This window comes from Rhodococcus sp. FH8, from assembly GCF_019266085.1.
GTDB classification, from domain to species: domain Bacteria; phylum Actinomycetota; class Actinomycetes; order Mycobacteriales; family Mycobacteriaceae; genus Rhodococcus_F; species Rhodococcus_F qingshengii.
The window spans coordinates 401929-428231 of record NZ_LPNQ01000078.1 but is presented as its reverse complement, the minus strand read 5'-3'; the positions used below and the strand labels follow the sequence as shown (position 1 = coordinate 428231).

The 26303-nt window shown below is 62.4% G+C and carries 25 protein-coding genes and 1 riboswitch; of the genes, 14 read left to right on the top strand and 11 right to left on the bottom strand.

From position 1 onward, the window contains the following. Window positions 1-122: 122 nt before the first annotated feature. A riboswitch (SAM riboswitch) is annotated at window positions 123-263 on the bottom strand. A 305-nt stretch (window positions 264-568) separates the two neighbouring features. The 7 genes from ATN38_RS25805 to yhjD all read left to right on the top strand — a co-directional run bounded on the left by ATN38_RS25805 (window position 569) and on the right by yhjD (window position 7199). Then, on the top strand, window positions 569-1792 hold the full coding sequence (locus ATN38_RS25805; protein WP_003940772.1) for an NADP-dependent isocitrate dehydrogenase: 1224 nt from the start codon (window positions 569-571) through the stop codon (window positions 1790-1792). Between the two features lie 199 nt (window positions 1793-1991). Continuing rightward, window positions 1992-3131, top strand: coding sequence for an MFS transporter (locus tag ATN38_RS25800; RefSeq protein ID WP_218748982.1), 1140 nt, complete (start codon window positions 1992-1994; stop codon window positions 3129-3131). Between the two features lie 36 nt (window positions 3132-3167). Continuing rightward, on the top strand, window positions 3168-4013 hold the full coding sequence (locus tag ATN38_RS25795; RefSeq protein WP_080712672.1) for an exodeoxyribonuclease III: 846 nt from the start codon (window positions 3168-3170) through the stop codon (window positions 4011-4013). Between the two features lie 26 nt (window positions 4014-4039). After that, a complete protein-coding gene (locus tag ATN38_RS25790) occupies window positions 4040-4558 on the top strand; it encodes a ribonuclease domain-containing protein (protein ID WP_050654908.1) in 519 nt (172 codons plus the stop codon). Beyond that, window positions 4558-5052 carry a barstar family protein gene (locus ATN38_RS25785; protein ID WP_030535081.1) on the top strand — a complete coding sequence of 165 codons (495 nt, stop codon included), beginning with the start codon at window positions 4558-4560 and terminating at the stop codon, window positions 5050-5052. The genes ATN38_RS25790 and ATN38_RS25785 overlap by 1 nt, the downstream gene beginning before the upstream one ends. Window positions 5053-5078: 26 nt before the next feature. Next, entirely contained in the window at window positions 5079-6113 is a 1035-nt protein-coding gene (gene trpS / locus ATN38_RS25780; protein ID WP_003941025.1) for a tryptophan--tRNA ligase, read from the top strand. Window positions 6114-6164: 51 nt separating this feature from the next. Beyond that, complete coding sequence (gene yhjD / locus ATN38_RS25775) at window positions 6165-7199, top strand: inner membrane protein YhjD (protein ID WP_050654860.1); 1035 nt, start codon at window positions 6165-6167, stop codon at window positions 7197-7199. Here yhjD and ATN38_RS25770 read toward each other — a convergent pair. Continuing rightward, the gene (locus ATN38_RS25770; RefSeq protein WP_083197715.1) at window positions 7196-8509 is read right to left on the bottom strand and encodes a D-alanyl-D-alanine carboxypeptidase family protein; all 1314 of its coding nucleotides are present in this window, start codon (window positions 8507-8509) and stop codon (window positions 7196-7198) included. The two genes, yhjD and ATN38_RS25770, sit on opposite strands and share 4 nt — an antisense overlap. Window positions 8510-8612: 103 nt before the next feature. Here ATN38_RS25770 and ATN38_RS25765 point away from each other — a divergent pair, with 103 nt between their 5' ends. Both ATN38_RS25765 and ATN38_RS25760 read left to right on the top strand, forming a co-directional pair. Beyond that, a complete protein-coding gene (locus ATN38_RS25765) occupies window positions 8613-9011 on the top strand; it encodes a hypothetical protein (protein ID WP_021343646.1) in 399 nt (132 codons plus the stop codon). Window positions 9012-9132: 121 nt separating this feature from the next. Next, the gene (locus tag ATN38_RS25760; protein WP_003940686.1) at window positions 9133-9705 is read left to right on the top strand and encodes a dihydrofolate reductase family protein; all 573 of its coding nucleotides are present in this window, start codon (window positions 9133-9135) and stop codon (window positions 9703-9705) included. A gap of 62 nt (window positions 9706-9767) precedes the next feature. Here the strand turns inward: ATN38_RS25760 and ATN38_RS25755 are convergent, their stop codons facing one another. From ATN38_RS25755 to iolC, 8 genes are read right to left on the bottom strand one after another with little or no spacing between them, the layout of a single operon-like run. Next, window positions 9768-11273 (bottom strand): CoA-acylating methylmalonate-semialdehyde dehydrogenase, encoded by a 1506-nt coding sequence (locus tag ATN38_RS25755; protein WP_003941032.1) that lies wholly within the window; start codon window positions 11271-11273, stop codon window positions 9768-9770. 24 nt (window positions 11274-11297) lie between these two features. Next, complete coding sequence (locus ATN38_RS25750; RefSeq protein WP_070162752.1) at window positions 11298-12182, bottom strand: sugar phosphate isomerase/epimerase family protein; 885 nt, start codon at window positions 12180-12182, stop codon at window positions 11298-11300. Between the two features lie 2 nt (window positions 12183-12184). Next, entirely contained in the window at window positions 12185-13225 is a 1041-nt protein-coding gene (locus ATN38_RS25745) for a Gfo/Idh/MocA family protein (protein ID WP_054188147.1), read from the bottom strand. A gap of 26 nt (window positions 13226-13251) precedes the next feature. Next, window positions 13252-14157, bottom strand: coding sequence for a sugar phosphate isomerase/epimerase (locus ATN38_RS25740; protein WP_007727370.1), 906 nt, complete (start codon window positions 14155-14157; stop codon window positions 13252-13254). Window positions 14158-14209: 52 nt separating this feature from the next. After that, window positions 14210-16165: a 3D-(3,5/4)-trihydroxycyclohexane-1,2-dione acylhydrolase (decyclizing) gene (gene iolD, locus ATN38_RS25735; protein WP_030535076.1), complete on the bottom strand. Its 1956-nt coding sequence runs from the start codon at window positions 16163-16165 to the stop codon at window positions 14210-14212. A 14-nt stretch (window positions 16166-16179) separates the two neighbouring features. Continuing rightward, window positions 16180-17052, bottom strand: a complete 873-nt coding sequence (gene iolB / locus ATN38_RS25730; protein ID WP_193595427.1) for a 5-deoxy-glucuronate isomerase — start codon at window positions 17050-17052, stop codon at window positions 16180-16182. A 21-nt stretch (window positions 17053-17073) separates the two neighbouring features. Continuing rightward, window positions 17074-17973, bottom strand: coding sequence for a hypothetical protein (locus ATN38_RS25725; protein WP_021332504.1), 900 nt, complete (start codon window positions 17971-17973; stop codon window positions 17074-17076). After that, complete coding sequence (gene iolC / locus ATN38_RS25720; RefSeq protein ID WP_193604587.1) at window positions 17966-18970, bottom strand: 5-dehydro-2-deoxygluconokinase; 1005 nt, start codon at window positions 18968-18970, stop codon at window positions 17966-17968. The genes ATN38_RS25725 and iolC overlap by 8 nt, the downstream gene beginning before the upstream one ends. A gap of 199 nt (window positions 18971-19169) precedes the next feature. On the opposite strand from iolC, the gene ATN38_RS25715 reads away from it, so the two are divergent. The 5 genes from ATN38_RS25715 (at window position 19170) to ATN38_RS25695 (ending at window position 24620) form a co-directional block, all read left to right on the top strand. Beyond that, window positions 19170-19907, top strand: a complete 738-nt coding sequence (locus tag ATN38_RS25715) for a GntR family transcriptional regulator (protein ID WP_003941006.1) — start codon at window positions 19170-19172, stop codon at window positions 19905-19907. A 106-nt stretch (window positions 19908-20013) separates the two neighbouring features. Then, on the top strand, window positions 20014-21162 hold the full coding sequence (locus ATN38_RS25710) for a Gfo/Idh/MocA family protein (RefSeq protein ID WP_021332507.1): 1149 nt from the start codon (window positions 20014-20016) through the stop codon (window positions 21160-21162). Window positions 21163-21192: 30 nt separating this feature from the next. Next, window positions 21193-22578 (top strand): MFS transporter, encoded by a 1386-nt coding sequence (locus ATN38_RS25705; RefSeq protein WP_193595425.1) that lies wholly within the window; start codon window positions 21193-21195, stop codon window positions 22576-22578. A gap of 121 nt (window positions 22579-22699) precedes the next feature. Further along, window positions 22700-24136 carry a rifampin monooxygenase Iri gene (iri, locus tag ATN38_RS25700; RefSeq protein WP_218748943.1) on the top strand — a complete coding sequence of 479 codons (1437 nt, stop codon included), beginning with the start codon at window positions 22700-22702 and terminating at the stop codon, window positions 24134-24136. Between the two features lie 58 nt (window positions 24137-24194). Beyond that, complete coding sequence (locus ATN38_RS25695) at window positions 24195-24620, top strand: hypothetical protein (RefSeq protein WP_100245418.1); 426 nt, start codon at window positions 24195-24197, stop codon at window positions 24618-24620. A gap of 39 nt (window positions 24621-24659) precedes the next feature. On the opposite strand, the gene ATN38_RS25690 is transcribed toward ATN38_RS25695, so the two are convergent. Together ATN38_RS25690 and ATN38_RS25685 are read right to left on the bottom strand one after the other, a co-directional pair. Next, window positions 24660-24977 (bottom strand): hypothetical protein, encoded by a 318-nt coding sequence (locus ATN38_RS25690; protein ID WP_037125592.1) that lies wholly within the window; start codon window positions 24975-24977, stop codon window positions 24660-24662. 61 nt (window positions 24978-25038) lie between these two features. After that, on the bottom strand, window positions 25039-26223 hold the full coding sequence (locus tag ATN38_RS25685) for a phytanoyl-CoA dioxygenase family protein (protein ID WP_209920899.1): 1185 nt from the start codon (window positions 26221-26223) through the stop codon (window positions 25039-25041). Window positions 26224-26303 lie beyond the last annotated feature (80 nt).

The following is a 26303-nucleotide window of genomic DNA, read 5'->3' as shown; positions in this document are numbered from 1 at the left end:
TGACGGATAGATGTCGGACGGGGGCGAATGATCGCCGCCCCGTGCTGGGGTCTATCTACAAGTGCGACACATACTGAAATACCTCCGTGGGGCTCGGCCCGGTCTGGGGTCCGTCCCTGTCGGACCCGCGCTTGTCACCCGAATTGCGGTGGAACTGCGCGAGCAGATCCACGTCGGGAAACCTGGTCATCACCCGGGGCACCCCACCGCGGTTGGAGGGTTGCCGTCCAGCGAGCCGGGGCTTGACGCTGGCACTCATGACCAAGTCGGATTCTACCGGGAAGTGAGCGCAGTCCTGACACGGGGCGAAATGTGAGCCGCAACCGCACGCGAGGCAGAGCGACGCAGCCCACTAGCAGGCAAAAGTTACTCGCGAGTAGAGACCGATGAGTGGACCTGCCGGTTGCGGCCTCACGGGTTAGCAGTACGCTTGTCTTGTTTGGGACTCATCTCCCGAGATCAGTCCACACCGTCTAGGTTTGATAATCGAACCGTTCGCGGACCCACTCACAAAGTGTGACCGCAACCGTGTAACCAGGGAAACTTCCTAGGAGGACGCGAAGCACCCATGTCCAAAATCAAGGTTGAGGGCACCGTCGTCGAACTCGACGGCGATGAGATGACGCGCATTATCTGGCAGTTCATCAAAGACAAGTTGATCCATCCGTATCTCGATGTGAACCTCGAGTACTACGACCTCGGTATCGAGTACCGCGACGAGACCGACGACCAGGTCACCATCGACGCAGCGCACGCGATCCAGAAGCACGGCGTCGGCGTCAAATGCGCCACGATCACGCCGGACGAGGCACGTGTCGAGGAATTCGGTCTCAAGAAGATGTGGCGTTCCCCGAACGGAACGATCCGCAACATTCTCGGCGGCACGATCTTCCGCGCACCGATCATCATCTCCAACGTTCCGCGACTCGTTCCGGGCTGGACCAAGCCGATCATCATCGGCCGTCACGCATTCGGCGACCAGTACCGCGCCACAGACTTCAAGGTCCCCGGCCCCGGCAAGGTGATGATCACCTACACGCCTGAGGACGGCAGCGCACCGATCGAGCACGAACTGGTCAACTTCCCCGAAGAGGGCGGCGTCGTCCAGGGGCAGTACAACTTCACCACGTCCATCCGTGACTTCGCTCGCGCGTCGCTCACCTACGGACTGCAGCAGAACTACCCGGTGTACCTGTCCACCAAGAACACCATTCTCAAGGCGTACGACGGTGCCTTCAAGGACATCTTCCAGCACGTCTACGAGACCGAGTTCAAGGCTGAGTTCGATGCTGCAGGTCTGACCTACGAGCACCGCCTCATCGACGACATGGTCGCTTCCGCACTCAAGTGGGAGGGCGGATACGTCTGGGCATGCAAGAACTACGACGGCGACGTCCAGTCCGACACCGTGGCCCAGGGCTTCGGTTCGCTCGGCCTCATGACGTCGGTTCTGCTGACACCGGACGGAAAGACCTGTGAGGCAGAGGCTGCTCACGGCACCGTGACGCGTCACTACCGTCAGCACCAGCAGGGCAAGCCCACCTCGACCAACCCGATCGCGTCCATCTTCGCGTGGACCCGCGGGCTCGAGCATCGTGGCAAGCTCGACAGCACCCCTGAGGTCATCGGCTTCGCGCAGGCGCTCGAAGACGTTGTCATCAAGACCGTCGAAAGCGGCCAGATGACCAAGGACCTCTCGATGCTGGTCGGCGGCGATCAGGGCTACCTGACCACCGAGGAGTTCCTCGGCGCGCTCGACGTGAACCTGCAGAAGGCCATGGCCGCGAAGTAGATTCACCGCTTCACCTGTCAAATGGGACGTCTGGGAAACCGGGCGTCCCATTTGTGTTCGCGGTCTCAAGTGAGTGAACTCACCCGCTCTCACTTGGAAGTTCAACCAGGTGTGAGACCACAATTGATCAGTGACTTCGTCTACCCTCTCCCTTTCTGACACCTCGACACCCGGGGTTCGTTCCGCCAGAGGTCCGGCGATGCTCGCTCTTGCCCTCGGCGGTTTCGGTATCGGCACCACCGAGTTCGTCGCCATGGGATTGCTCCCGGAAATGGCAACCGGGCTCGGTGTCTCGGAACCCATCGCGGGCCACGTGATCTCGGCATACGCGCTCGGGGTTGTCGTCGGTGCTCCACTGATCGCTGCACTCACCGCACGGGTTCCGCGCCGCACCCTGTTGATCGCACTCATGGTCGCGTTCACCGTCGGCAATGCCGCTTCGGTTTGCGCGCCCTCGTACACGACGCTGATGATGGCCCGCTTCGTCGCCGGATTGCCGCACGGCGCCTACTTCGGAGTCGCCGCACTGGTCGCAGCTCACCTGGCCGAACCGGGAAAACGCGCGAAGGCCGTCGCGATGGTGATGATGGGTCTTTCCGTGGCCAACGTGATCGGTGTGCCGGTCGCGGCCTGGATCGGCCAGGCACTCGGCTGGCGCAGCGCCTTTGCCTTGGTTGCGGTGATCGGAGTGGCAACGGTTGCTTCGCTGTTCGTCTGGATTCCGCGGTTGGACGGTATGCCGGTGACGAATCCGATCACCGAACTCGGGGCACTGGGCCGCGTTCAGGTGTGGATGACCTTGATCGTGGGCATGGTCGGATTCGGCGGGATGTTTGCCGTCTACACCTACATCAGTACGACTCTCACCGACGTGTCCGGGCTTGGCGCTTCGTTCATTCCCCTCGCACTCATGCTGTACGGACTGGGCATGGTGGCCGGCAACTTCGTCGGTGGATACCTCGCGGATCGCGCACTGATGAAGGGCTTGTTCCTGTCGATGGGATCCCTCGTGGTCATCCTCGCGATCTTCGTTATCGCCGTGCGCAATCCGTACACGGCGCTCGTCTTCGTCTTCCTCATCGGGCTCGCCGGGTCGTCGATGGTGCCTGGCCTCCAGACACGGTTGATGGATGTCGCCGAGGATGCTCAGACCTTGGCCGCGTCTCTCAATCACGCCGCACTCAACATCGCCAACGCCTTCGGAGCGTGGATCGGCGGCGTCGTCATCGCAGCCGGTTACGGGTACACCGCGCCGGCAGCGGTGGGGTCGTTGCTGGCCGTCGCGGGTCTCGTCGTGCTGGCGGTAGCGGTGATTCTGCAGCGTAGGGCCGCGCGCTGACCTGGGCGCCCATCCGCGTCGGTGGAATCCGCTACGGTGCTTGCCGTGCCACAAACTGCTGACTCCCACATTCTTGCGCCCCACACCATCACGTCCGTGAACGTCAACGGCGTTCGAGCAGCTGCCCGCAAGGGCATGCTCGACTGGCTGGAGAAGACGTCGGCGGATTTCATCTGCCTTCAGGAAACGCGTGCGTCGGACGATCAGCTTCGCGAGACTCTCGAACCAGCGCTCGGCAACGGATGGTTCCTCGTCTCCGCCGAGCCGTCCGCGAAGGGACGCAACGGAGTCGCGGTGCTCTCACGCACGGAACCTGACGCGGTGCGGATCGGTCACGGGGACGACGAGTTTCTCGACGCCGGTCGATACATCGAAGCCGACTTCGCCGATCTGACCGTCGCGAGCCTGTACCTGCCCTCCGGTGAGGCGCTCACGCCGAAGCAGGAGGAGAAGGAGCGGTTCATGGCGTCCTTCGCAGTTCACCTCGCTACCACCGCTGCGGCGGCCGAGGCTGCCGATCGTCACGTGGTGGTCAGCGGCGATTGGAACATCGCGCACACCGAACTCGACCTCAAGAACTGGAAGACCAACAAGAAGTCTTCGGGATTCCTCCCCGAGGAGCGCGCCTGGATGGATCTGCTGTTCGCCGAAGATTCCGCGTGGGTGGACGTCTTCCGCGCCCTCCATCCGGGTGTCGACGGCCCGTACTCGTGGTGGTCGTACCGCGGAAAGGCATTCGACAACGATTCGGGTTGGCGTATCGATTACCAGGTTGCCACTCGCGGATACGCCGAGCGGGCCAAGGTCGCGCTCGTGGAACGCGCTGAGTCCTACGACCTCCGTTGGTCGGATCATGCGCCTGTCACCGTCTCGTACCGATAGAGACGCGTATGTCTGAAGGTCTGAAAATGCCGAGCGCAAAGACGCGCAACGCCATCATCACCGTCGTGGTGGCGGTGGTTGCGCTCGTGCTGGCGGTCACCCTTTCTTCACGTGACTCCGACAGTTCGGCGTCGTCGGTGACGAAGTCCTCGAGTGCCCAGTCCTCGAGTGTTCAAGCCAAGCCTGGCGCCACCACCAAGGCTGCGCCGTCGAGTTCCGTGCCCTCGAGCTCCGCTGTCAAGACAACGCAGCAGACGAACAGCGATGCGCCGGCGCGAGTGCTCGCCACGCTGGTGGAGATCGACGCCGGGAGGTGGCCGGATTCCGCCAATGCGCCGGGCACCAAGGGCGGCATCACCTTCCGCAACAGCGAAGGACGTCTACCCGCTGTCGGTGCCGGTGGCGGACGTGTCGTCTATCAGGAATGGGACGTGAACCCGAAGAAGAACGGCCAAGGACGCGACGCCGAGCGAATCGTCACCGGCAACGACGGTTCGGCGTGGTACACCCTCGATCACTACGACACGTTTGTGAGGATTCGCTGATGTCCGATTCGTCTACGGTCAGCGTGGCGCAGTGGCTGGATCCGTCTTCGGATGTGGCTTCGGTGGCGCTGCAGAGCGACCCGGCCGTTGCAGATGATCTTGCACGTCAACTCCGTGCCGAGAATTTTGTCGTTCGGGTGGTTCGCGGAGAGAACATGCGGACAACGGCGCAGGTCTTCGACGAGTTTGCGGCAGCCTTCCAGTTTCCGTCCCACTTCGGGCGAAATAAAGACGCTTTCGACGACGTCATGCGCGATCTCGACGACGTCCTCGGACTCGGCGCCGGATATGTAGTTGTGGTCCGAGGCGCGGGTTCTCTACTGTCCGAGCAACAGGATCAGTTGGAGTGGTTCTGCGAAACGATGGACTTCTACGCCGAAGAATGGGAACCCGTCGTTTTCCGGACCGTCTACCAGTTCGGTGCGGAGGACCTCACCGCCCACGGTGAAGACCTCGTCGAACTCGACTACCCGGGCACCACGCCACTGCACTGATTTCCACTCGTGAAAAGATCGGAACCATGTCGACCCCTGCAGAACAGAAGCCCACCGCAAAGCCTCGCGTGCTTTCCGGAATCCAGCCGACGTCGGATTCTTTCCACCTCGGCAACTACCTGGGTGCGCTGCAGCAGTGGGTTCCGTTGCAGGACGATTTCGACGCTTTCTACTTCATTCCGGATCTTCACGCCATCACGGTGACGCAGGACCCGAAGGAATTGCGTCGTCGCACCAAGGTTGCGGTGGCTCAGCTCCTTGCGGTGGGGATCGATCCGGATCGGGCGACGCTGTTCGTACAGAGTCAGGTTCCCGAGCACGCACAGTTGGCGTGGGTCCTGAACTGCATCACCGGTTTCGGTGAAGCCAGCCGTATGACGCAGTTCAAGGACAAGTCCGCCAAGCAAGGCAGCGACAACGCCAGTGTCGGCTTGTTCACGTATCCGGTTCTGATGGCCGCGGACATCCTTCTGTACCGCCCGCAGCGAGTTCCGGTGGGTGAGGATCAGCGTCAGCACCTCGAACTCGCACGCGATCTGGCCGGACGGTTCAACACCCGCTACGGCAAGGCGTTCGTCGTTCCCGAGCCGCAGATCATCAAGGGCACGGCAAAGATCTACGACCTGCAGGATCCGACCGCGAAGATGAGCAAGTCCGCTGCCAGTGCGGCCGGACTGATCAATCTGCTCGACGATCCGAAGGTGTCGGCGAAGAAGATCAAGTCGGCCGTCACCGACAACGAGCGCGAGATTCGTTTCGACCCGCAGGCCAAGCCGGGCGTCAGCAACCTGCTCACCATTCAGTCGGCTCTCTCGGGAGTACCGATCGAGACTCTGGTGGCCGGTTACGAGGGCAAGGGGTACGGCGACCTCAAGACCGATACCGCTGACGTGCTGACCGAGTTCGTCACCCCACTCAAGGCGAAGGTCGACGGTTACCTTGCCGACGAGGCAGAGCTGGATCGCATCATCGCGGCTGGAGCGCACCGCGCCCGTGAGGTGTCTTCACGCACTCTCGCCGCTGTCTATGACAAGGTCGGATTCCTGGCACCGAAGGGCTGACTTACGCGAATTCGGACTCACGACGCCTGACCGAACATGAGGGGGACGGCAATGGCTGACACGGACGACGACGCACCGAGCTTTCTCGAGAAGCAACGGGCAGCGCGACCCTGGCTCGATCATCTGGTTCGCGCGGCCGGACGGTTTCAAGAGCAAAAAGGCGACTATTACGCTGCTGGTATCACGTACTTCAGCGTTCTCGCGTTGATTCCGATCATGATGGTCGCGTTTGCAGTGGCCGGTTTCGTATTGGCCGGGCATCCCGAGTACCTGGAGTCGATTCAGGAGCAGATCACCAAGAGCATTCCGGGCAGCTTGGGTGACACCATCAACACGCTGATCGATTCGGCCATCGACTCGCGCGCGAGCGTCGGAATCTTCGGTCTCCTGGGTGCCGCGTACGCGGGTCTCGGTTGGATGGCAAACGTTCGCGACGCGCTGACGGCGATGTGGGAGAGCAAGCGCGAGCCGAAGGGTTTCGTACGTACCAAACTTGGTGACGCGGGGGCCCTCGTCGGTCTGGCTCTCGCCATGGTCGTCTCACTGGGAATGTCGGCGCTGAGCAGTGGGCCGGTTGCGACTCAGATCGTGAAATGGCTCAACCTCGAGAACATCACCGGTGTCGGCGTGGGGCTCAGAGTCATTTCACTGTTGCTCTCACTCCTGGCGACGTGGGCGGTGTTCCTGTGGGTGATCGCCCGGCTGCCGCGCGAGCCTGTCACGCTGCGTAGCGCTGCGCAGGCAGCGCTTATCGCCGCAGTTGTGTTCGAGATCTTCAAGCAGGTGGGTGCGATCTACCTCGCTGCCGTCACCAACGGACCAGCGGGCGTGGCATTCGGTCCGATCATCGGTTTGCTCGTGTTCGTGTTCACGGCGTCACGGATGCTGCTGTTCTGCACGGCGTGGGCGGCGACGACCAAGGAAAGTATGGCCCTGGCGTTCGTTCCGCCGCCGGATCCCGCCGTGATCTCGCCGCGAATCGTTGTCAGTGACGGTGCTTCACCGTCTCGCGTGGCTGCGCTGATCGCCACGGGTGCGGTTGCCGGCCTGGGTCTTTCGGGCTTCATGCGTCGTCGGCCGCGCTAGCGCCTCCGACGGTTGAGGGCAACGGCTCCCGCCACCAGCGCGATCACCACTACTCCGCCGACCGCACCGATGAGTATGCGGTCAGTGGTGTCGGATTCGGCGTCGGTAGCGGTGGGTGCAGCCGAGATCGAGCCTGGTGCAGCGGCAGACGGTGTGCGAGTGACCTCGGGCGAGGCATCGTCGGTGGATCGATCCGTCAACGAGCCGACGGTTGTGCTCGCGGGGAGTGCATATCCGTAGTCGAGTAGACGGGCAGCTTGTTCCCAGGGACGGATCGGCTTGGCTTCGCCGCCCATCAATGTCACCAGTAGTTTCCGGCCGTTACGCTCCGCGCCACCCACATACGTGTGGCGGGCGTCGTCGGTGAAGCCGGTCTTGCCGCCCAATGCGCCGTCGTAGTTGTAGAGCAGCTGATTGTCGTTGGCGAGAGTGAATCCGGGGCGGTCCTGATCGTCGGGAATCGTCGGATCCTTGGGGAAGCCGGGAAATTCGACGGTCTCGGTATGGATCAGACCGGCAAACGTCGGATTCTGCAGGGCGGTATGGAAAATCACGGCCAGGTCGTACGGCGAGCTGCTCATCCCCGGGCCGTCGAGTCCGGATGGAGTTGCCGTGCGAGTGTCGAGGGCGCCGAGTTCGGCCGCGAGCGCGTTCATTTTCGACACGGCTGCAGCGTCACCGCCGAGTTGGCGGGCAAGAGCATGCGCGGCATCGTTTCCCGACGCCATGACCAGACCCTGCATCAGTTGCCGGTTGGTGTACTTGCCGCCCTTGCCGATGCCGACAGCGCTACCTTCAGCGTCCGCGTCTTCGGCCGTTGCGGTGATTTCGGTGTCGAGATCGAGTTCGTCGAGCGCGACAAGAGCCAAGAGCATCTTGATGGTGCTGGCCGGGCGGTAGCGACCGTGCGGATCTTTGGCGGCGAGGACCTCGCCGGTTTCGGCGTCCGCGAGTACCCATCCTGATGCCGCGATGTCGGCCGGGAGCGGGGGAGCGCCGTCAGGGAGCACAACACCGCACTCGCCGAGCTTGTCTCCACCGACGGGGCTTTCCGGAATCGGGACAGCAGTCGGGGCCGTGGATCCGGGCGCGGGTGCTTCGGAGAGATCGATCGCCGGTGCCGGGCTACTCGTGAACGGGCAGCTGTCGGTGTTGGGTGTTGTGAACGGCGCTTCGGTGGTGGTGGTGGGCGGCGGCGGGGCCGGTTGGGCGCCGGCCACTCCCGAGGTCCCTACGACACCGGTAAACGCAATGCTCCCTGAGAGCACTGTTCCGGCTACTGCCACTGCACACTTTCGACGCCACATCATCGATATACGAGGGTATGCGAACCTGAGGGAACGTCCGAATCGCCACGCAAGCAGAGGGATCGAAAACAGGCGATTCGGTTTGTACATCGGTCATAGTGGACGGATGAACTTCGCAGGCACGCGTGGACGCCAGACGCTCGCGGCAATGACGCTCGTTGGAGCATTGACCGCTGTCGTCGGATGTTCCGGCGATTCGGAACCGTCGGCCGAGAGCCAAATCTCTGCGGTCGTCGGTCAGAGTTTCGAATTCATGGCCGAAAGGGACTGGGAGGCAGTGGACAGCACTCAATGCAGTTCGATGCGCAGCGAGAGTCCGCGAGTCGAAGAGTCGCCGTTCGACGACGCACTTGCCAGTCTGAGGCTGGACGGAGTGGAGAACATCGTCGTGAACGGGGATTCGGCGACAGCCAACACTCGCCATTACAGCACCGAGGATCCGTCCGAGATGATGCGCGAAGACATCACGTTGATCAAGGAGAACGGTGCCTGGGTTGTGTGCTGACGTCTTTATGTGGTGACAATCGGAGATCGCCGCCGATGAGTTCCACCACCACGCAGAGTCTGTAACAGTGGGGTAGTCGGCTACTCGAATGGCGCACACGCACTGACGACAGGGGATCGGTATGGGCAAGATCGTGGTGACAGAATTCGTGTCCTTGGACATGGTGATGGAAGCTCCCGGTGGCGAACCGGGTTATGCGCACACTGGATGGGTCTTTCCGTACCAGGAGGGCGATCAGATGAAGTTCAAACTCGACGAAACCCTCGCCGCGGACGTCCTTCTGCTCGGGCGGCGGACCTACGAGAGCTTCGCCGGTGCCTGGCCCGAGCGCGAGGACGACCAAGGCTTTGCGGACAAGATGAACGAGATGCCCAAGTACGTCGTCACGAGTTCGACCGAACCGCTCGAATGGAACAACTCGACGGCGCTCGACGGTCCCATCGAGGAATCTGTCCCGAAGCTCAAGGAGCAGATCGACGGCGAGATCCTGGTCGCGGGAAGTCGGACGCTCGTCCACGCGTTGTTGCTGGCCGGTCTGGTCGACGAGCTTCGTCTGATGGTCTTCCCGGTCATTCTCGGGTCCGGCGGGAGAGTGTTCCCCGAATCGGCCGACAAGATCGTCCTCGAGTTGAAGGACGATCGTCGGTACGAATCCGGAGTTCAAGTACTGACGTACCACCCCACGGTCACGTAGACCTCTCGAAAACATCTGTGGCCGAGACTCTTCGAGAGTCTCGGCCACAGATGTCTTGCCGGCTAACTGTTCTCGGGGAATCCGAGGTTGATTCCGCCGTGGCTGGGGTCGAGCCAGCGACTGGTGACGGCTTTACCTCGCGTGAAGAAATGAACACCTTCTGTCCCGTGAGCGTGGGTGTCACCGAAGAGGCTGTTCTTCCAGCCGCCGAAGCTGTAGTAGGCCATGGGAACCGGGATGGGGACGTTGATGCCGATCATTCCGACCTCCACCTCGTTCTGGAAGCGTCGGGCAGCGCCGCCGTCGTTGGTGAAGATGGCGGTGCCGTTTCCGTACGGGTTGTTGTTGATCAGTTCGAGGGCTTGGTCGTAGGTATCGACACGCACGACGGACAGGACAGGTCCGAAGATTTCGTCGGTGTAGATCGACATGTCGGTGGTGACGTGGTCGATGAGGGTGGGCCCGAGCCAGAAGCCGTCCGGTCCACCATCGGCCTGAACTGTGCGTCCGTCGACCACGATCGTGGCACCGTCCTTCTCGCCGGCATCGACATAGGACGCGACTTTGTCGCGATGGGCCTTGGTGACGAGCGGACCCATGTCGGAGTTCTTGGTGCCGTCACCGGTGACGAGGGGAGTGGTGCGTTCGACGATCTTGGCAACCAGTTCGTCGGCGATGTCGCCGACTGCGACCAGGGCGGAGATCGCCATGCATCGTTCGCCCGCGGAGCCGAATCCCGCGTTGACCATTGCGTCGGCGGCGAGGTCGAGGTCGGCGTCCGGCAGAACGATGGCGTGGTTCTTGGCGCCGCCGAGTGCTTGCACGCGTTTGCCGTTGGCGGTGCCGGTGGCATAGACGTACTGGGCGATGGGGGTGGATCCGACAAACGAAATCGCTTTGACTGCTTTGTTTTCCAGAAGTTCGTCGACGGCGAGCTTGTCACCTTGGAGGACGTTGAAGACACCAGGAGGCAGACCGGCTTCGGCCCAGAGTTCGGCGAGCCAGATCGCGGCGGTGGGGTCCTTCTCCGAGGGCTTGAGAATCACGGTGTTCCCGGCGGCAATGGCGACCGGGAAGAACCACATCGGGACCATCGCGGGAAAGTTGAAGGGGGAGATGATGCCGACGGGGCCGAGGGGTTGGCGGATGGAGTAGACGTCGACCTTGGTCGATGCATTCTCGGTGTATCCGCCCTTGAGGAGATGCGGTATTCCGCAAGCGAATTCGACAACTTCCTGCCCGCGGCTGATTTCGCCGAGGGCGTCGGAGAGAACCTTGCCGTGCTCGGCTGTGATGATCTCGGCGAGTTCACCTTTGCGAGCATTGAGGAGTTCGCGGAAGCTGAACAGTACCTGTGTGCGCCGGGCCAGTGAGGTGTCACGCCAGGCGGGGAAGGCCGCCGCAGCCGCGTCGATGACAGCGCGGGCGTCCTCGAGGTTCGCCAGGGCCAGTCGGCCGGTGATCTGTCCGGTGGCGGGGTTGGTGACGGTGGCGGTGTCCTCGGACGTTCCGGCGAACGGCTTGCCGTCCAACCAGTGCGCGATGACACGAGTATCAGTGCTGGTCATGGTATTTCCTAGTGGTCTGGTGACTCAGGAGTTCGGGGAGGTGTACTTGGCGACGTAGTCGTTCATCGTCTCGCGCTGGTACCGGGAAACCTCGTGCGCGTTTTCGTTCTCGGCGAAGACGCTCGACACCATCACGGTGTTGTCGCGATCGTAGAAGCCGAGTTTATCGAGACCGCCGAAGAATTCGTCCCAGTTGACGTCTCCGTCACCGATTTTGAGATGCTGATGCACTCGAACGGCATTGCCTGGCGGGTTGGTGATGTAGCGCAGTCCGTGGGAACGGTGATGATCCATGGTGTCCGCCACGTGAACGAGTCGGACCATGTCGCCGGCGGCCTCCATGATGGCGGGAAGGTCCCCACCCATGTGGAATTGGTGGCACGCCACGATCACCATGCCGAGGTTCTTGGAGTTCACACCACGGATCGTGCGGATCGCGGCTAGTCCGTCTTCGACAAAATCGTCCGGGTGGGGGTCGATCAGGACGTCGATTCCCTCGCGTTCGATGATCGGAACCAGTTCCTCCATCGAACGATAGAACGCACGCTCGGACTCTTCGGCCTTTTCGGGGCGGCCGGAGAATTCGGTGTTCATGACGTTGACACCGAGATCGACCGTGATCTGGATGGCCCGCTTCCAGTAACGCACGGCTGCTTCGCGAGCGTCCTCGTCCGGGCCGGACCACCGAAGGACCGGGAGCACCGACGCGATGCCGACTCCCGCACTCGCGCAGGCCTTCCGGAACTCGGTGACGAGCGCGTCGTCGGCTTTCGGGTGATTGAAGAACGGGATCATGTCGACGTGCGGTGTGAGCTGCAGGTACTCGTACCCGAGATCGGCAACAACCTGAGGTAGCTCGAGTAGTGAGTAATCGTGATGGAAAGGTGTGGGGTCGAGTGCGACCTTCATCGCTAAGCTCCGGCCACAGAGTCGCGCGCAACCATGTCCACGACGACGCGCTGACCCGTCTCCAGAGACTTCACACCGGCGGCGCAGACAGCGGCCGCGGCGTACCCGTCCCAAGCACCTGGTCCGTCGATGTAGTTGCCGGTGCCGGCGCCCGTCTTCACTGCCTTGATCCACCGGGCGAACTCGGTGTCGTAGGCCTGCCCGAAGCGTTCGCGGAATCCTGGGGTGATCTGCCCACCCCAGTTGCCGGGCTTGGTCTTTCGGATCAGTCCCACGTCGAGTCCGATCATCGCGCTTCCGAGTTCGCCGACAACTTCGGTGCGCACCTCGTAGGCAACTCCGGTGGTGACAAACACCTCGGCGTCGACGTGTCTACCGGACTCGGTCTCGAATATCGCGATCTGTGGGTCTTGAATGCCCTCGGGAGCAAGCGAATTCGCGGCCGGTCGGATGATCTGCACCGAGGTGATCTCTTCGTCGAGCAGGAATCGTGTCACGTCGACCTCGTGGACGAGTGAGTCCTTGACGATCATCGCGCTGTCGAAACCCTTCGGAACCGCAGGATTACGATGCGCACAGTGCAGCACGAGCGGGCGACCGAGATCGCCGCTGTCGATCAAATCCTTGAGCTGGGTGTATTCGTGGTCGAATCGCCGCATGAAGCCGACCTGGATCAGCTTCTTGCCCAGCGCTGCTTCGGCTTTGACGATCGTGAGCGAACTGTCCGCGTCGGTGGTCAGCGGCTTTTCGCAGAGAACAGGCTTGCCCGCTTCGAGGCAGGCAAGAACCTGCTTCTCATGGGTCGGGCCCGGGGTTGCGAGAACAACGGCGTCGACGTCCTCGGCTGCGATGGCATCGAACGGATCGACGACGACGCGCGCCCCTGGCGTCAGTGCTGCGATTTCCTCGGCGCGGGCGAGAGAGTAGTCGTTGACGACGGTGACGCGGGCACCGCCGATTTTGTTGGTGATGCGGTCGACGTGATCGGCCCCCATGATGCCGACGCCGAGCACTGCGATCCGGAGATCCTGGTTGTCAGACATGCGGTGGTACTCCTCGATTGTGTTGCTCAGTTGAAGCGGACGGCGGGGACGCCACAGGTGGACAGGTATTTCTGAGTGCGCGCTGCGATGGGCAGCGGTGTGTCGGGATGGCAGGGATACATGTCCTGCTCGACGATCGCGAACACGTCGATGCCGAGCTTCTCGATGGCCTCCAGAAGCGGCGGCATGTCGGGGATTCCGCGCGGCGGTTCGATCATGGCACCGAGTTTGACGGCCTCACCGAACGGCAGGTCCTCCGCCTCAACCTTGGCGACTATCGCCGGATCCACCTGTTTGAGGTGTAGGTACCCGATGCGCTCCGGATGTTTGTTGATAATTGCGAGATTGTCGCCGCCGCAGTAGCTGATGTGGCCGGTGTCGAGACACAGATTCACGAAACGCTCGTCGGTCCCTTCGAGGAACTTGTAGACGTTGTCTTCGATGTCGACGTGACTGTCGGCATGAGGATGGTACTGCGCCATGACGCCGTACTCCTCGAGCATTGCCTTCCCGAGAGCGTTCATGCCGTCGGTTTTCTTACGCCACTGCTCGGGCGTCAGATTGCGGTCTTCGAGTACCGCTCCGGTGGAAGGGTCGCGCCACATCTCAGGGATGACCACCACGTGCTTGCCGCCGACGGCTGCGGTCAACTTGGCGACGTCCTTGATCTGATTCCAGACGGCATCCCAGGAATCGTCCTGGTGCAGGTGTTCGAAAACGGTACCGGCCGAAAGCTTCAGGCCGCGGGCGCCGAGTTCGTCCGTCAACTTGGCTGGATCGGTCGGAAGGTATCCGAACGGGCCGAGTTCGATCCATTCGTATCCCGACGCGGATACCTCGTCGAGGAATCGTGTGTAAGGGGTCTGCTGTGGATCGTCCGGAAACCACACGCCCCAGGAGTCGGGGGCTGATCCGACGCGAATCGCGCTCATGTCTAGATTCCTTTCGCGGGCAAACTTTATGGGGTGTGGTTGTGCGGAATTTTCATTCGGATGGACGGAGGTACGGTCGCTGGATCTTCTTCCAGGACTCGTAAGTTGTCCGTGCCTTCTTGGTGGACTCCAGTTCGGAGGTGGCCGATACCGGTACATCCCACCAGGATTCGCTGTCCGGGGCGCCGATCAGCGGATCGGTTTCGACGTGGATGACGGTGCTGGTGTCGCTTGCTTTGGCAACCTTGATCGCGTCGGCGAACTCGGCAGCGGTGTTGGCGCGGATGACGTCGACACCGAGGCTGGCAGCGTTCGCGGCCAGATCGACCGGGAGAACCCCTCCGTCGAGACGTCCGTCATTCGAGCGGTAGCGGTACTGCGTGCCGAAGCGCTGGGAACCCAGCGACTCGGACAGTGAACCGATGGAGGCAAATCCGTGATTCTGCACCAGGACGACGATGACCTTGAGGCGTTCCTGTACGGCGGTGACCAATTCGGTGGCCATCATCAGATAGGAACCGTCTCCGACCATCACGAACACGTCGCGATCGGGGCACGCCATGCGGACGCCTAGACCGCCGGCAACTTCGTATCCCATGCACGAGTACCCGTATTCGACGTGATACCCCTTGGAATCACGGGTTCGCCACAGCTTGTGGAGGTCACCTGGCATGGACCCGGCAGCGCACACCACGACGTCACGTGGATCGGACAGTGTGTTGACCAGGCCGATCACCTGATTCTGATTCAGTGACCCGTCGGCAGCGGGTTCGGCTGGGTTGTAGACGGATTCGACGATCGCATCCCAATCGCGAGCGAGGTCACCGATCCTGGACGCATATTCGTCGTCCACCCGGTAGTCGTTCAGTGCAAGTGCCAGCGCGTCGAGTGCCTCACGTGCGTCGGCGACAACGCTGACTCCGCCCTGCTTCACGGAGTCCAGTGATGCGACGTTGATGTTGACGAAGCGAACGTCGGGATTGGTGAACGCGGTGCGGGACGCGCTCGTGAAATCGCTGTACCGCGTACCGATTCCGATGACGACGTCAGCCTCGGTGGCCAGTGCGTTTGCAGCCGTAGTGCCGGTGGACCCCACCGCCCCGACGGATTGTGGATGGTCGTAGACCAATGAACCCTTGCCGGCCTGGCTCTGCCCCACGGGGATCCCGGTCTGCGCGCAGAACGCTGCCAGAGAGTCGGTGGCCTGGCTGTAGATCACGCCGCCGCCGGCGACGATCAGTGGCTTGCGAGCCGAGCGGATGATCGCGGCGGCGCGTTCGATCACCGATCGTTCGGGGAGCGGGCGGGCCACGTGCCACACCCGTTCGGCGAAGAAGGACTCGGGCCAGTCGAAAGCCTCGGCCTGCACGTCCTGCGGGATGGCGATGGTGACCGCGCCGGTCTCGACGGGATCAGTGAGAACGCGCATCCCGGCGAGCAGAGCGCTCGGCAACTGCTCCGGGCGCCATACCCGATCGAAGTATCGTGAGACGGGTTTGAAAGCGTCGTTGACTGTGACGTCGCCGCTCGACGGGAGTTCGAGTTCCTGTAAGACGGGGGCACTGGCGCGGGTCGCGAAAGTGTCTGCGGGAAGGAGTAATACAGGTAGACGATTGATGGTGGCCAGTGCCGCGCCGGTGATCATATTGGTGGCACCGGGGCCGACGCTGGACGAGACCGCCCACGTCTGCAGGCGGTCCTTCATGCGGGCGTGCGCGACAGCCGAGTGCACCATCGCCTGTTCATTGCGGCCGAGCACGTAGGGGAGTGTCGGCTCACGGCCGGCGTCGAGATCCTGGATCTCGGCCTGCAAGAGTGCCTGCCCCAGTCCGGCGACGTTGCCGTGCCCGAAGATTCCGAAGCAGCCGGCGAACAGCTTGGTGCGCTGGCCGTCGCGTTCGGTGTACTGGTTGGCGAGGAAGCGGACGACAGCTTGAGAAACGGTGAGGTATACGGTCGGCTCGTCGCGAGGTGGACGATTGCCTGTTGCGTTGTTGGTGGGTGCCACAGCTTTCACTTCCGTCAGTTGTGGGACTGCAACGGCAGTCGAGGGTCGATGTCCTGGTGATCCCAGCTTCCACGTAGCCAGGTGTGTTGCGGATCGTCACAGATGTTCCACGCCCGGATCTCGCCCGAACCTGCCATGACATTGAGGTAGTACATGTGGTGGCCCGGCGCTGCGATGGACGGGCCGTGATAGCCGTGCGGCACGAGAACGACGTCGCCCGAGCGGACTTCCTCGAGCACTTCGATAGGTCTCTCGGCGGTTCCGTATACGCGGTGGTAGCCGAAACCTTCGGTCCCGGTGGGGCTTCTGTCGATCTCGAAGTAGTAGATCTCTTCCAGGGCCGATTCGACGTCGCTGTTCTCGTCGTGCTTGTGGCTGGGATACGACGACCAGTTCCCGCCGGGGGTGATGACCTCACACGCGATGATGGAGTCGGCCTCGAAGGTGTCTGCGGTGGCGAAGTTGTGAACCTGTCGGCTGCAGTTTCCGGCGCCGCGAAGTTCGACCGCGACTCCGGACGCGGGACCGTATCGATGGGGAAGCTTGGCGCCGGCGCGCGCTCCGCACAGGGCGAAGCGGCCTCCGCCCGTGCTGCTGACCGAGTAGTCGGCGTCGCGTCCTACGTACGCGAAATCGCTCGGGCCGTCGAAAACCGATGCGCGGCCAGTGAGGGGAATCTCCGTCCCCTCGGCAACAACCACGGCCGAACCCGCAAGTGGAACGACGATGATCTCGTTCTCGCCGGACTGCAGGTGGACGTTCGCACCCGGGGCGAGTTCGAGTGTCCACAAGCTGGATTCGGTCCACCCGGCGGACTCCGGCGCGACCACTGTCGTGAAATCACCGTCGGCGGACGATCCGGCGGGGACGTAGTACTTGCTGAACATCTTGCTCCTGCCAGGTCGGTTCTAGTGGACGAGCTTGACTGCGGTGTCGACGGCCGCGGTGACGTCGCCGTCGGGTGGGTAGAGCAGCGCGCGTCCGACGATCAGTCCGCGCACGGACGGCAGCTGAAGTGCAGCGTCCCACTTTGCGTACGTTTCTTCCGGCGCGATCTGCGGATCTCCCCCCAGGAGGAGCGTCGGGAGGGTGGTCGCATCCATGACGCGTTCCATCTCGTCGACGACCGGCAGTTTCATCCACGTGTACGCCGAGGTGGAGCCGAGGCCCTGGGAGATATGGATGGACTTGATGACGGCGTCGGGGCTGAGATCGTTGACCACCTTGCCGTTTACGCGACTAGAGAGGAACGGCTCGAGCATCGCGATCAGTCCGGCCGCGGCCAGTTCGTCCACGGCTTCGGCACATGCCGTCATGGTGGGCAGTGTGCCCGCGTCGTCGAGTGCGATGCGTAGCAGCATCTTTCCGCCGTTCATTCCGAACTTCGCGGTGCCCGCCGCGGTGTATCCCGTCATGCGGTCGTCGAGTTCGAAGCTCGCGCCTGCCAGGCCGCCGCGGTTCATCGACGAGAAGACGACCTTGTCGTCGAGGGCGCCGAGGAGGAGCAGATCGTCGAGAATGTCCGCAGTACCGAGAACGCCGTCGACTCCAGGATTGTCGAGAGCAGTGCGCAACCGGTCCAGCAGATCGGTACGACTGTTCATCGCTGTCGGCTTGCCGCCGACAGACAGCGCCCCACGCGCCGGATGATCGGCCGCGACGATCATGAGCCGGCCATTGCCTCGAACAGTGGCGCGAGGAGTTCGCGCTGCCCAGGCCTTTTCGATGATCTGCGGATCGCTCGCACGCAGTTCCGTCACTTCGGCGTAGGTGGTGGCGAGGGGGCGGGCGGCGAGCTTGTCAGACATTGACTGCCTCCGTGGCTGTGGCTTCGGCGAGATCGTGGACTTCTTCGGCGGTCGGCATCGCAGTGGAGCATTCGAGCCGAGATGCGACTATCGCGCCGGCCGCGTTGGCGTACCGCAGTACCTTCTCCAGCGGCCACCCGGCCAACAGTCCGTGGCACAGTGATCCGCCGAAGCTGTCGCCTGCTCCCAGCCCGTTGACCACGTCGACGGCGTTGGGCGGCACGGTGATCGACTGCTTTCGCGTTTTTCCGAGAACGCCCTTCGGGCCCTGCTTCACGATGGCCAGTTCGACGCCGAGGTCGAGAAGTGCGTCGGCCGCCTTGTTCGGGTTGGTCTCACCGACCGCGATCTCGCACTCTTCACGGTTTCCCACGGCCACAGTCACGTGCGCCAGAGCGCGCTGCACCTGATTGGTTGCTTCCTGGGGCGTCGACCAGAACATCGGACGGTAGTCCAGATCCAGAACCGTCAGCGGGCGTCGTTCGCGGGCTTCCCAGGCCGCGAAGTGTGCACTGCGACTCGGTTCTTCGGACAGCCCCGTCACAGTCGACCAGTAGAGGGACGCCGTTCGAACGGCGTCGAGGTCGATGTCTTCCGGGGTGATCCGAAGATCGGGCGCATGCGGCTTGCGGTAGAAGTACAGCGGAAAGTCGTCAGGAGGGAAGATCTCGCAGAACGTCACCGGTGTCGGGTACTCGGAATTGGTGACGACAAACCTGTTGTCGACGCCCAGACGTGCCAACTCGCGTGTGACGAACTTCCCGAAAGGATCGCTGCCTACGCCGGAGATCAGTGCTGCTCGCCGGCCGAGGCGCGCGGCCGCCACCGAGACATTGGCTGCGCTGCCGCCGAGGAACTTGCCGAACGTCTCGACGTCCTCGAGTCCGACACCGGTCTGAAGTGGGTAGATGTCCACACCCGATCGGCCGATGGCAAGCACGTCGAAGGGTGCGTCAGGGATGTGTGACCCGCTCTGGTGAGTGTTGATGCTTGTCAAAACTGACTCCCGAGAGTTCGTGGTGGGTTGCCCACGCAGGGCACCGATGTATGACTGAAACTGTGCGCCGCGACACAGCGATTGTCAATAGTTTGTCTGGACATTATGACTTGCGGTCAAGTGAATGTTAGTGTTCGCATACACTGCCGAGAGAAGTAGCGTCGATACGGCGCCTTCCCAAGACAGATCGGAGTTGGCCGTGGTCGCAGCACTCGCCGTCGAGTTGGACCGCTCGAGCCCGGTGCCGCTGTATTTTCAGCTGGCACAGGCAATCGAGGGCGCTATTCTCGGTGGCGAACTTGCCCCAGGTGATCGCTTCGAGAATGAACTGGCGTTGGCCAAACGGCTCAATCTCTCACGTCCGACCACTCGACGCGCGATCCAGGAGCTGGTGGACAAGGGACTACTTGTTCGTAAGCGGGGAGTCGGAACTCAGGTGGTGCAAAGTCCGGTGCACCGCCCGGTCGAGCTCACCAGCCTGTTCGACGACCTTGCGAGGGCCGGCCAGGCGCCGACGACCAAGCTGCTCGAGTTCACGGTGGGAGTTCCCGCCGAGGACGTTGCCGCGGAACTCAACCTCGAACCTGACGCCGAAGTGGCCACCATCAGGCGTCTGCGAAGCACCAACGGCGAACCGCTTGCCGTGATGACCAACTACATTCCGGTGGACATCGCACCCGATCCCGAGGAGTTGGAGACGCAGGGGCTGTACCAAACCTTGCGAACTCGCGGCGTTCACATCCGTGTGGCGCGGCAGCGAATCGGCGCTCGGGCGGCGACTCGCGAAGAAGCAGGATTGCTCGACGAGAAAGTGGGTGCTGCCCTCTTGACCATGAGCCGCACTGCATTTGACGATTCAGGTAGCGCCGTCGAGTACGGCAGCCACTGCTACCGAGCGTCGCGTTACTACTTCGACACCACCGTGGTCGACCGCTAGATCTCGATCCCGGTGACACGAGTACCCGCCTGACCGAGTCAGTGGGGGTGATTTGTGATCCCAGCATTTCTGCGATCCTTCGATCATTTGACCCGAACGGAGCCTCATGACAGGCATTTCAGTAGCAGTTGCCGGATTCGGATGGATGGGCCGCGTCCACACGCAGGCGTATCTGCGTCTGCGGCAGCACTATCCGCAGCTTCCCGTGATCCGCCTGGCCGCCGTCGCCGACGAGGTGCCTGGCAGAGGGGAGGAAGCAGCGGACCAATTCGGTTTCGAAGCTTTCACCCAGGATTGGCGCGATATCGCAGCCGATCCGGCCATCGACGCGGTGAGCATCACGGCCCCGAACTTCTTGCACCGTGAAATCGGCGTCGCAATGGCAGAGGCCGGCAAACACATCTGGATCGAGAAGCCCGTCGGCTTGTCCACGGAAGACGCCAAAGCTGTTGCCGTAGCAGTCTCGAAGGCCGGTGTGCAGTCGACCGTCGGCTTCAACTACCGAAACGCGCCGGCTGTGGCCCTGGCAAAGAGCCTGATCGACTCAGGGGAGTTGGGCACGATCACGCACTCGCGTTTTCGTTTCCTCAGCGACTATGCGGCCCACCCTGAAGGTGCTTTGAGTTGGCGATACGAGCGTGAGCGCGGCGGCGCCGGCGTCCTGGGCGACTTGGCTTCGCACGGCATCGATCTGATTCGTCATCTTCTCGGTGACGTCGACGCTCTCGTTGCGGATACTGCGATCTTCATCCCGGAGCGTGCGCGTCCGTCCGCCGCTACCAGTGGACATGCGCGGGCCAGCGGTGGGGAGATGGGGGCTGTCGAGAACGAAGACTTCGTCAGCGCACTGCTGCGCCTCGGGTCGGGTGGCCGGTGCACCCTCGAAGCATGCCGCGTCGCCGTGGGAGAGCAGAACAATTACGGATTCGAGATTCACGGCACGAAAGGTGCCGTGTTCTGGGACTACCGCCGGATGGGTGAACTGGGCACCAGCCTCGGCTCGAAGTACCAGGACCAATCCGTCACGACGGTTCTGGTCGGCCCCGAGTCCGGTGAGTTCGGCCGCTTCCAGCCTGGCGCGGCCAACGCGATGGGCTACGACGACCTGAAAGTGATCGAGGCTCGCAATTTCATCGCCTCGATCGTGGACGGAGCGCCGCAGGGCGCGACCATCGCTGATGCAGTCGCGTCCGCACAGGCTCTGGACGCGATGGTCGCCTCGGTGACCTCCGGCAGCTGGATTTCTCTCGGCTGATCGACAGCTCCTCCGAAAGGCTCTGGTGCAGTGACATTTCCCCGCGGACTGGCGCTGCTCGTGGCAGCAGCGCTGTTCATGGAGATGCTGGACGCGACGATTCTCGCAACGGCACTGCCGTCGATCGCCCAATCTTTCGGAGTTGATGCCGTCGACGTCAATGTCGCCGTTTCTTCGTACCTCCTGGTGTTGGCCGTCCTGATCCCGGCGAGCGGATGGATGGCCGACAGATTCGGAACGCGACGTGTCTTCATCTCTGCCATAGCCGTTTTCACGGTGGCGTCGGTGGGATGTGCACTGAGCACCTCCCTCCCGATGCTGGTGGGAATGCGTGCTTTACAAGGGGTAGGCGGCGCCATGATGGTGCCGGTAGGGCGGCTCGCAGTATTGCGGGTGACGTCGAAGGCGGAACTCGTACGGGCTATCGCCTACTTGACGTGGCCGGCGCTCACAGCGCCGGTTCTTGCGCCCGCTGTGGGTGGAGCCATCGTGTCGATCGCTTCGTGGCGCTGGATCTTTCTGATCAACGTTCCGATCGGGATCGTCGGGTTTCTGCTGGCATTGCGCATGGTGCCCGACATTCGGGAGGCGCAGGAACGGAGCCTTGACTGGCTGGGATTGGTGGTGATCGGAGCAGGCGTCGCAGTGCTTGTCGTGGCGCTCGAGAGCGTGCACAGTGCCGGAACCGACTGGCTAAGAGTGGGCCTCGGGATCGTTGCGGCTCTGATCTTGTTGAGCTTGGCCGTCATTCACCTCGTCCGGTCGGATCACCCGCTCATCGCGCTCGGCGTCCTCCGGCTTCGATCGTTTCGGCTCGTCGCGTCGAGCGGCTCGCTGTACCGGCTCGTGATCATGGGCGTGCCGTTTGTGCTGCCGTTGTTGTTCCAAGTGGGATTCGGAATGTCGGCGTTCAAGGCCGGTCTGCTGGTGATGGCTCTGTTCGCGGGGAATATCGCGATCAAACCGCTCACCACTCCGCTCATGCGCAGATTCGGGATCAGACTAGTTCTGGTGGGAAACGGAGTTCTGTCGGTGGTGTGCTTCGGTGCGCTGGTACTGATCTCGTCGACGACACCGGACGTCGTAATCGCTGTCGCACTGTTTGTCAGTGGCGCGTTGCGATCCATCGGGTTCACCGCGTACAACAGCTTGGCGTTCGCCGACGTCGACTCGGGTGAGCTGACCGATGCCAATACTCTGCATGCAACGCTGCAAGAGTTGGCATCCGGTCTAGGTATTGCACTGTCCGCGTTGGTGATCACGCTCTGCACACCGTTGGCGGAGTCGGGGGATCTGAGCGGCGGAGTGCCGTTTTCTCTGACGCTGGGTGTTCTCGGGGCCATGCTGGTGCCGACGGTGATCGAGAGTTGGCGGCTCCCACGCGATACAGGTGCTGTGGTGTTGGTGCGCCGATGATGAAGCGTCTTCCGCCACCTTCATGATAACGCGGGACCCGGGGCTTGCGGCAAGGCCCCGGTGATGGTGCACACTCGTCTGCTGCGAGCAAGCAAAAGCCTTGCCCGGAGGAGGGGATCGCATGAGTGACGTCATCATTGTCGGTGCTGGACCAACTGGATTGATGCTGGCAGGTGAGCTCCGGCTGCAGGGCGTCGATGTCGTCGTCGTGGACAAGGACGAGGAGCCGACTCAGTTCGTCCGTGCCCTCGGCATCCATGTGCGCAGCATCGAAATCATGGAGCAGCGCGGGTTGCTGGACAAGTTCCTCGCGCACGGCCGCAAGTATCCGCTCGGTGGATTCTTCGCGGGGATCAGCAAACCGGCACCGGCGCACCTCGATACTGCGCACGGGTACGTACTGGGCATTCCTCAGCCCGAGATCGACAGGATTCTTGCCGAACATGCCACCGAAGTCGGTGCGGACATTCAGCGAGGGAAGCGCGTCGTCGCGATCCGTCAAGATACCGATAGCGTCACAGCGGAATTGTCCGACGGCACAACACTTCACGCGCGTTATCTCGTGGGCTGCGACGGCGGCCGCAGCACTGTTCGGAAGCTGATCGACGTCGGGTTTCCCGGCGAGCCGTCGAGCGCCGACACGTTGATCGGCGAAATGGACGTGACCATGCCGGCTGATGAACTGGCCGCCGTTGTCGCCGAAATCCGGGAAACGCACAAACGATTCGGAGTCGGTCCCGCCGGCAATGGTGCTTTTCGCGTCGTGGTACCCGCGGCCGAAGTTGCCGACGGTCGCGCGGTTCCCACCACCCTCGACGACATCAAACAACAGCTACTGGCCATTGCGGGTACCGACTTCGGTGTGCACTCGCCGCGGTGGCTCTCGCGCTTCGGTGACGCCACCCGTCTGGCGGAGCACTACCGGCGCGACCGGGTGTTCCTCGCCGGCGACGCCGCACACATCCACCCACCGATGGGCGGACAAGGCCTCAATCTCGGTGTCCAAGATGCCTTCAACCTCGGCTGGAAGCTCGCCGCAGAGATTAACGGTTGGGCGCCGGAGAGCCTGCTCGATACTTACGAATCGGAACGGCGTCCGGTGGCTGCCGACGTCCTCGACAACACGCGCGCGCAGGCGGAGCTGATCTCCACCGCAGCCGGTCCACAAGCTGTGCGACGCTTGATCTCCGAGTTGATGGAATTCGAAGACGTCAAGCGTTATCTGACCGAGAAGATCACTGCGATCTCGATTCGCTACGACTTCGGCGAAGGTGACGACCTACTCGGTCGGAGGCTGCGGAACATCGCGTTGACGCGCGGCAACCTGTACGACCTGATGCGATCCGGCCGCGGACTTCTTCTCGACCAGGGTGGCCAACTGTCCGTCGATGGTTGGAGCGATCGCGCCGACCACATCGTTGACACAAGCACTGAATTGAACGCTCCGGCTGTCCTGCTTCGGCCGGACGGTCATGTGGCATGGGTCGGGGATTCGCAGGCGGAGTTGGATACTCAGCTGTCCACGTGGTTCGGCCGGCCGGCGACGGGCCCCGTGTGACTCTTCGGATTCGGCAACCGAGCACCGTGGCGACTCGGACGCACTACCGTTGACGACTATGAGGCGAAGGTCAGCACAGGTTGCGGCTGCGGCAGCGGGCTCTGTGGGAGCGCTGATGCTGACAAGCTGCACGACCAATGTCGATGTGCCGAAAACCTTTGCCGCCACGATAACGGTGACCGGTCAGGCAGAGCAGGCCGAGACGGTCTCTGGAGAGTGCGTGATCGACATGATTCGTGTTGCTCCGAACGACCAGATTCAGATTTTCGGGGGCAGCGGCGCTGCATCCACAAGGTCGGCACTCGAGGTCGAGGCAATCGATCAACTTCCCGACGGAATGAGCACCTGCTCCTACACCGCACATTTTGATGCCGTCCCCGCAAACCAGAGAAACTATGAGGTGAGCTTGGGCCACTTCTCTCCGGAGTCCTTCAGCTCAGATGAGTTGGAGAACGGTGTCACCTATCAACTTCGCCGGCCCTGACTGAACCAGTTCTCCCTCGCGTTGTATCCGGTCCGACTTTCACTGAGCTCGCTTGGTGGTCCCGTCGCCTCCGCGCTGTCGAGCCTTACCCGGGTTGATGTGGAGCCGAACACCCTCGTAGGCGACTGTGTACGGCACATCGTCGTCGTTGTCCGGGTCGCCGGAGTCCGCAGGATCCGGAAGTTCCGCGATCTGTTCGATGACAGTCTGTGCTCGCGCCGCACCGGGATCGAACATCTCCTGAAACGGCCCGACGAACGACCCCCCAAGCCCGCGGCGCCTTGCCCGAACAGCCGCCCACCCGAACACCGCCAACGGGCCGATCATGGCGAACAGCACTAACAAGTCCCACCCCATGCCACGAGCGTACCGACTGACCGGCATTGGGCGGTCCAAGTCTCGTCAGCGCTGTCGTCCCTCAGGCCATTCGTCTCTCGGACTGTGCCTTCAACAACTCGGCCAGATGGTCAGGCGAGATCCGCTCGCGAACCGCCTCCATCACTAGTTCGGCCTGCGTCTGAGGCGCGAGGCCGTAGACCGGTTGGTCTCGGTCCAGATTGGTCGGGAAGGCGTAGCCCTCAGCGGAAGCGGCGACGGCACAGCGAACGGACTCGTCGGAACCTGCTTCGCTGAGGGCGAGCAGTGCCGGATAGATCGCGTTGACGAGCGCGTCCCGGTCAATGGTTCCGAGGGCGCGACCGAAGGCTGACGACACCTGAAGAAGATTTGCCATGCGCAGGACGTCGGCGGATTTGTTGTGGCCGGCGGCGTGGAACAGTGCAGGGTTGAAGAAGACGGCATCTCCCTTCTCCAAGGGTAATTGGACGTAATTGGCCTCGAAGAACTCCTTGAACTCGGGACGCTCGAACGCGAGGTATCCGGATTCGAATTGTTGGGAGTACGGCAGATATTTCGTCGGGCCCGTCTCGACCGGCATGTCCACATGGGCGACTGCACCTTGCAAGGTGAGGGCGGGGGTCAAGCGATGAACGTGCGCTCGGAACTTCGCAGCGACGTCGCTCGACATGAAACCGAGGTGGTAGTCGCGATGTGGATTCTGTGCGGCGCCACCGGGATTGACGACGTTGACGTCCGACGTCACCTGATACATGGGGCCGAGCCAGGCTTCCGAAGCCAAAGCGACAATGCTGTTTGCGTAGTAGTCGACGTAAGCCTTGGGATCTTCGAGCGCCAACTTCAGTTGTGCTCCCCAGATCCGGTCATTGGCTCCGGGTTTGGCGAAGTGATCCCCGGACGTCGCGCCGGATTCGTGTTGGCGCGCAATGAGTTCGCGGAAGACCGCACTGGCGCGATCCAATACCTCCGCGTCGAACGCGCCTTGGAAGACCGTGATGCCTGGACCGGTGAGTAACGCGCGGGCGATCTCGTCCTGAATCTCCGCCCGGATTTCAGGATTCGACAATTTGTCGACCAGAGCATCCGAGCGGTAGAGAAGAACGCCGTCGGCCACCGAATGGGCGTACGGGTAATCGACGGGGTCTGTCTCGTGTGCGACCAGAGCGGCGAAGTCTTCGATGTTGCAATCTTCTCGGTGCAATCTACCCGCGAACGGCACGGTGTGGTCGGTCAGTGCTGGAGTCATTCGGGGGCCTTCCTGCGGAGTTCACGATGTGCTGTGACTCAAAGACTGCCAAGGAAAAGCCATCGAAACTACCCCTGAAA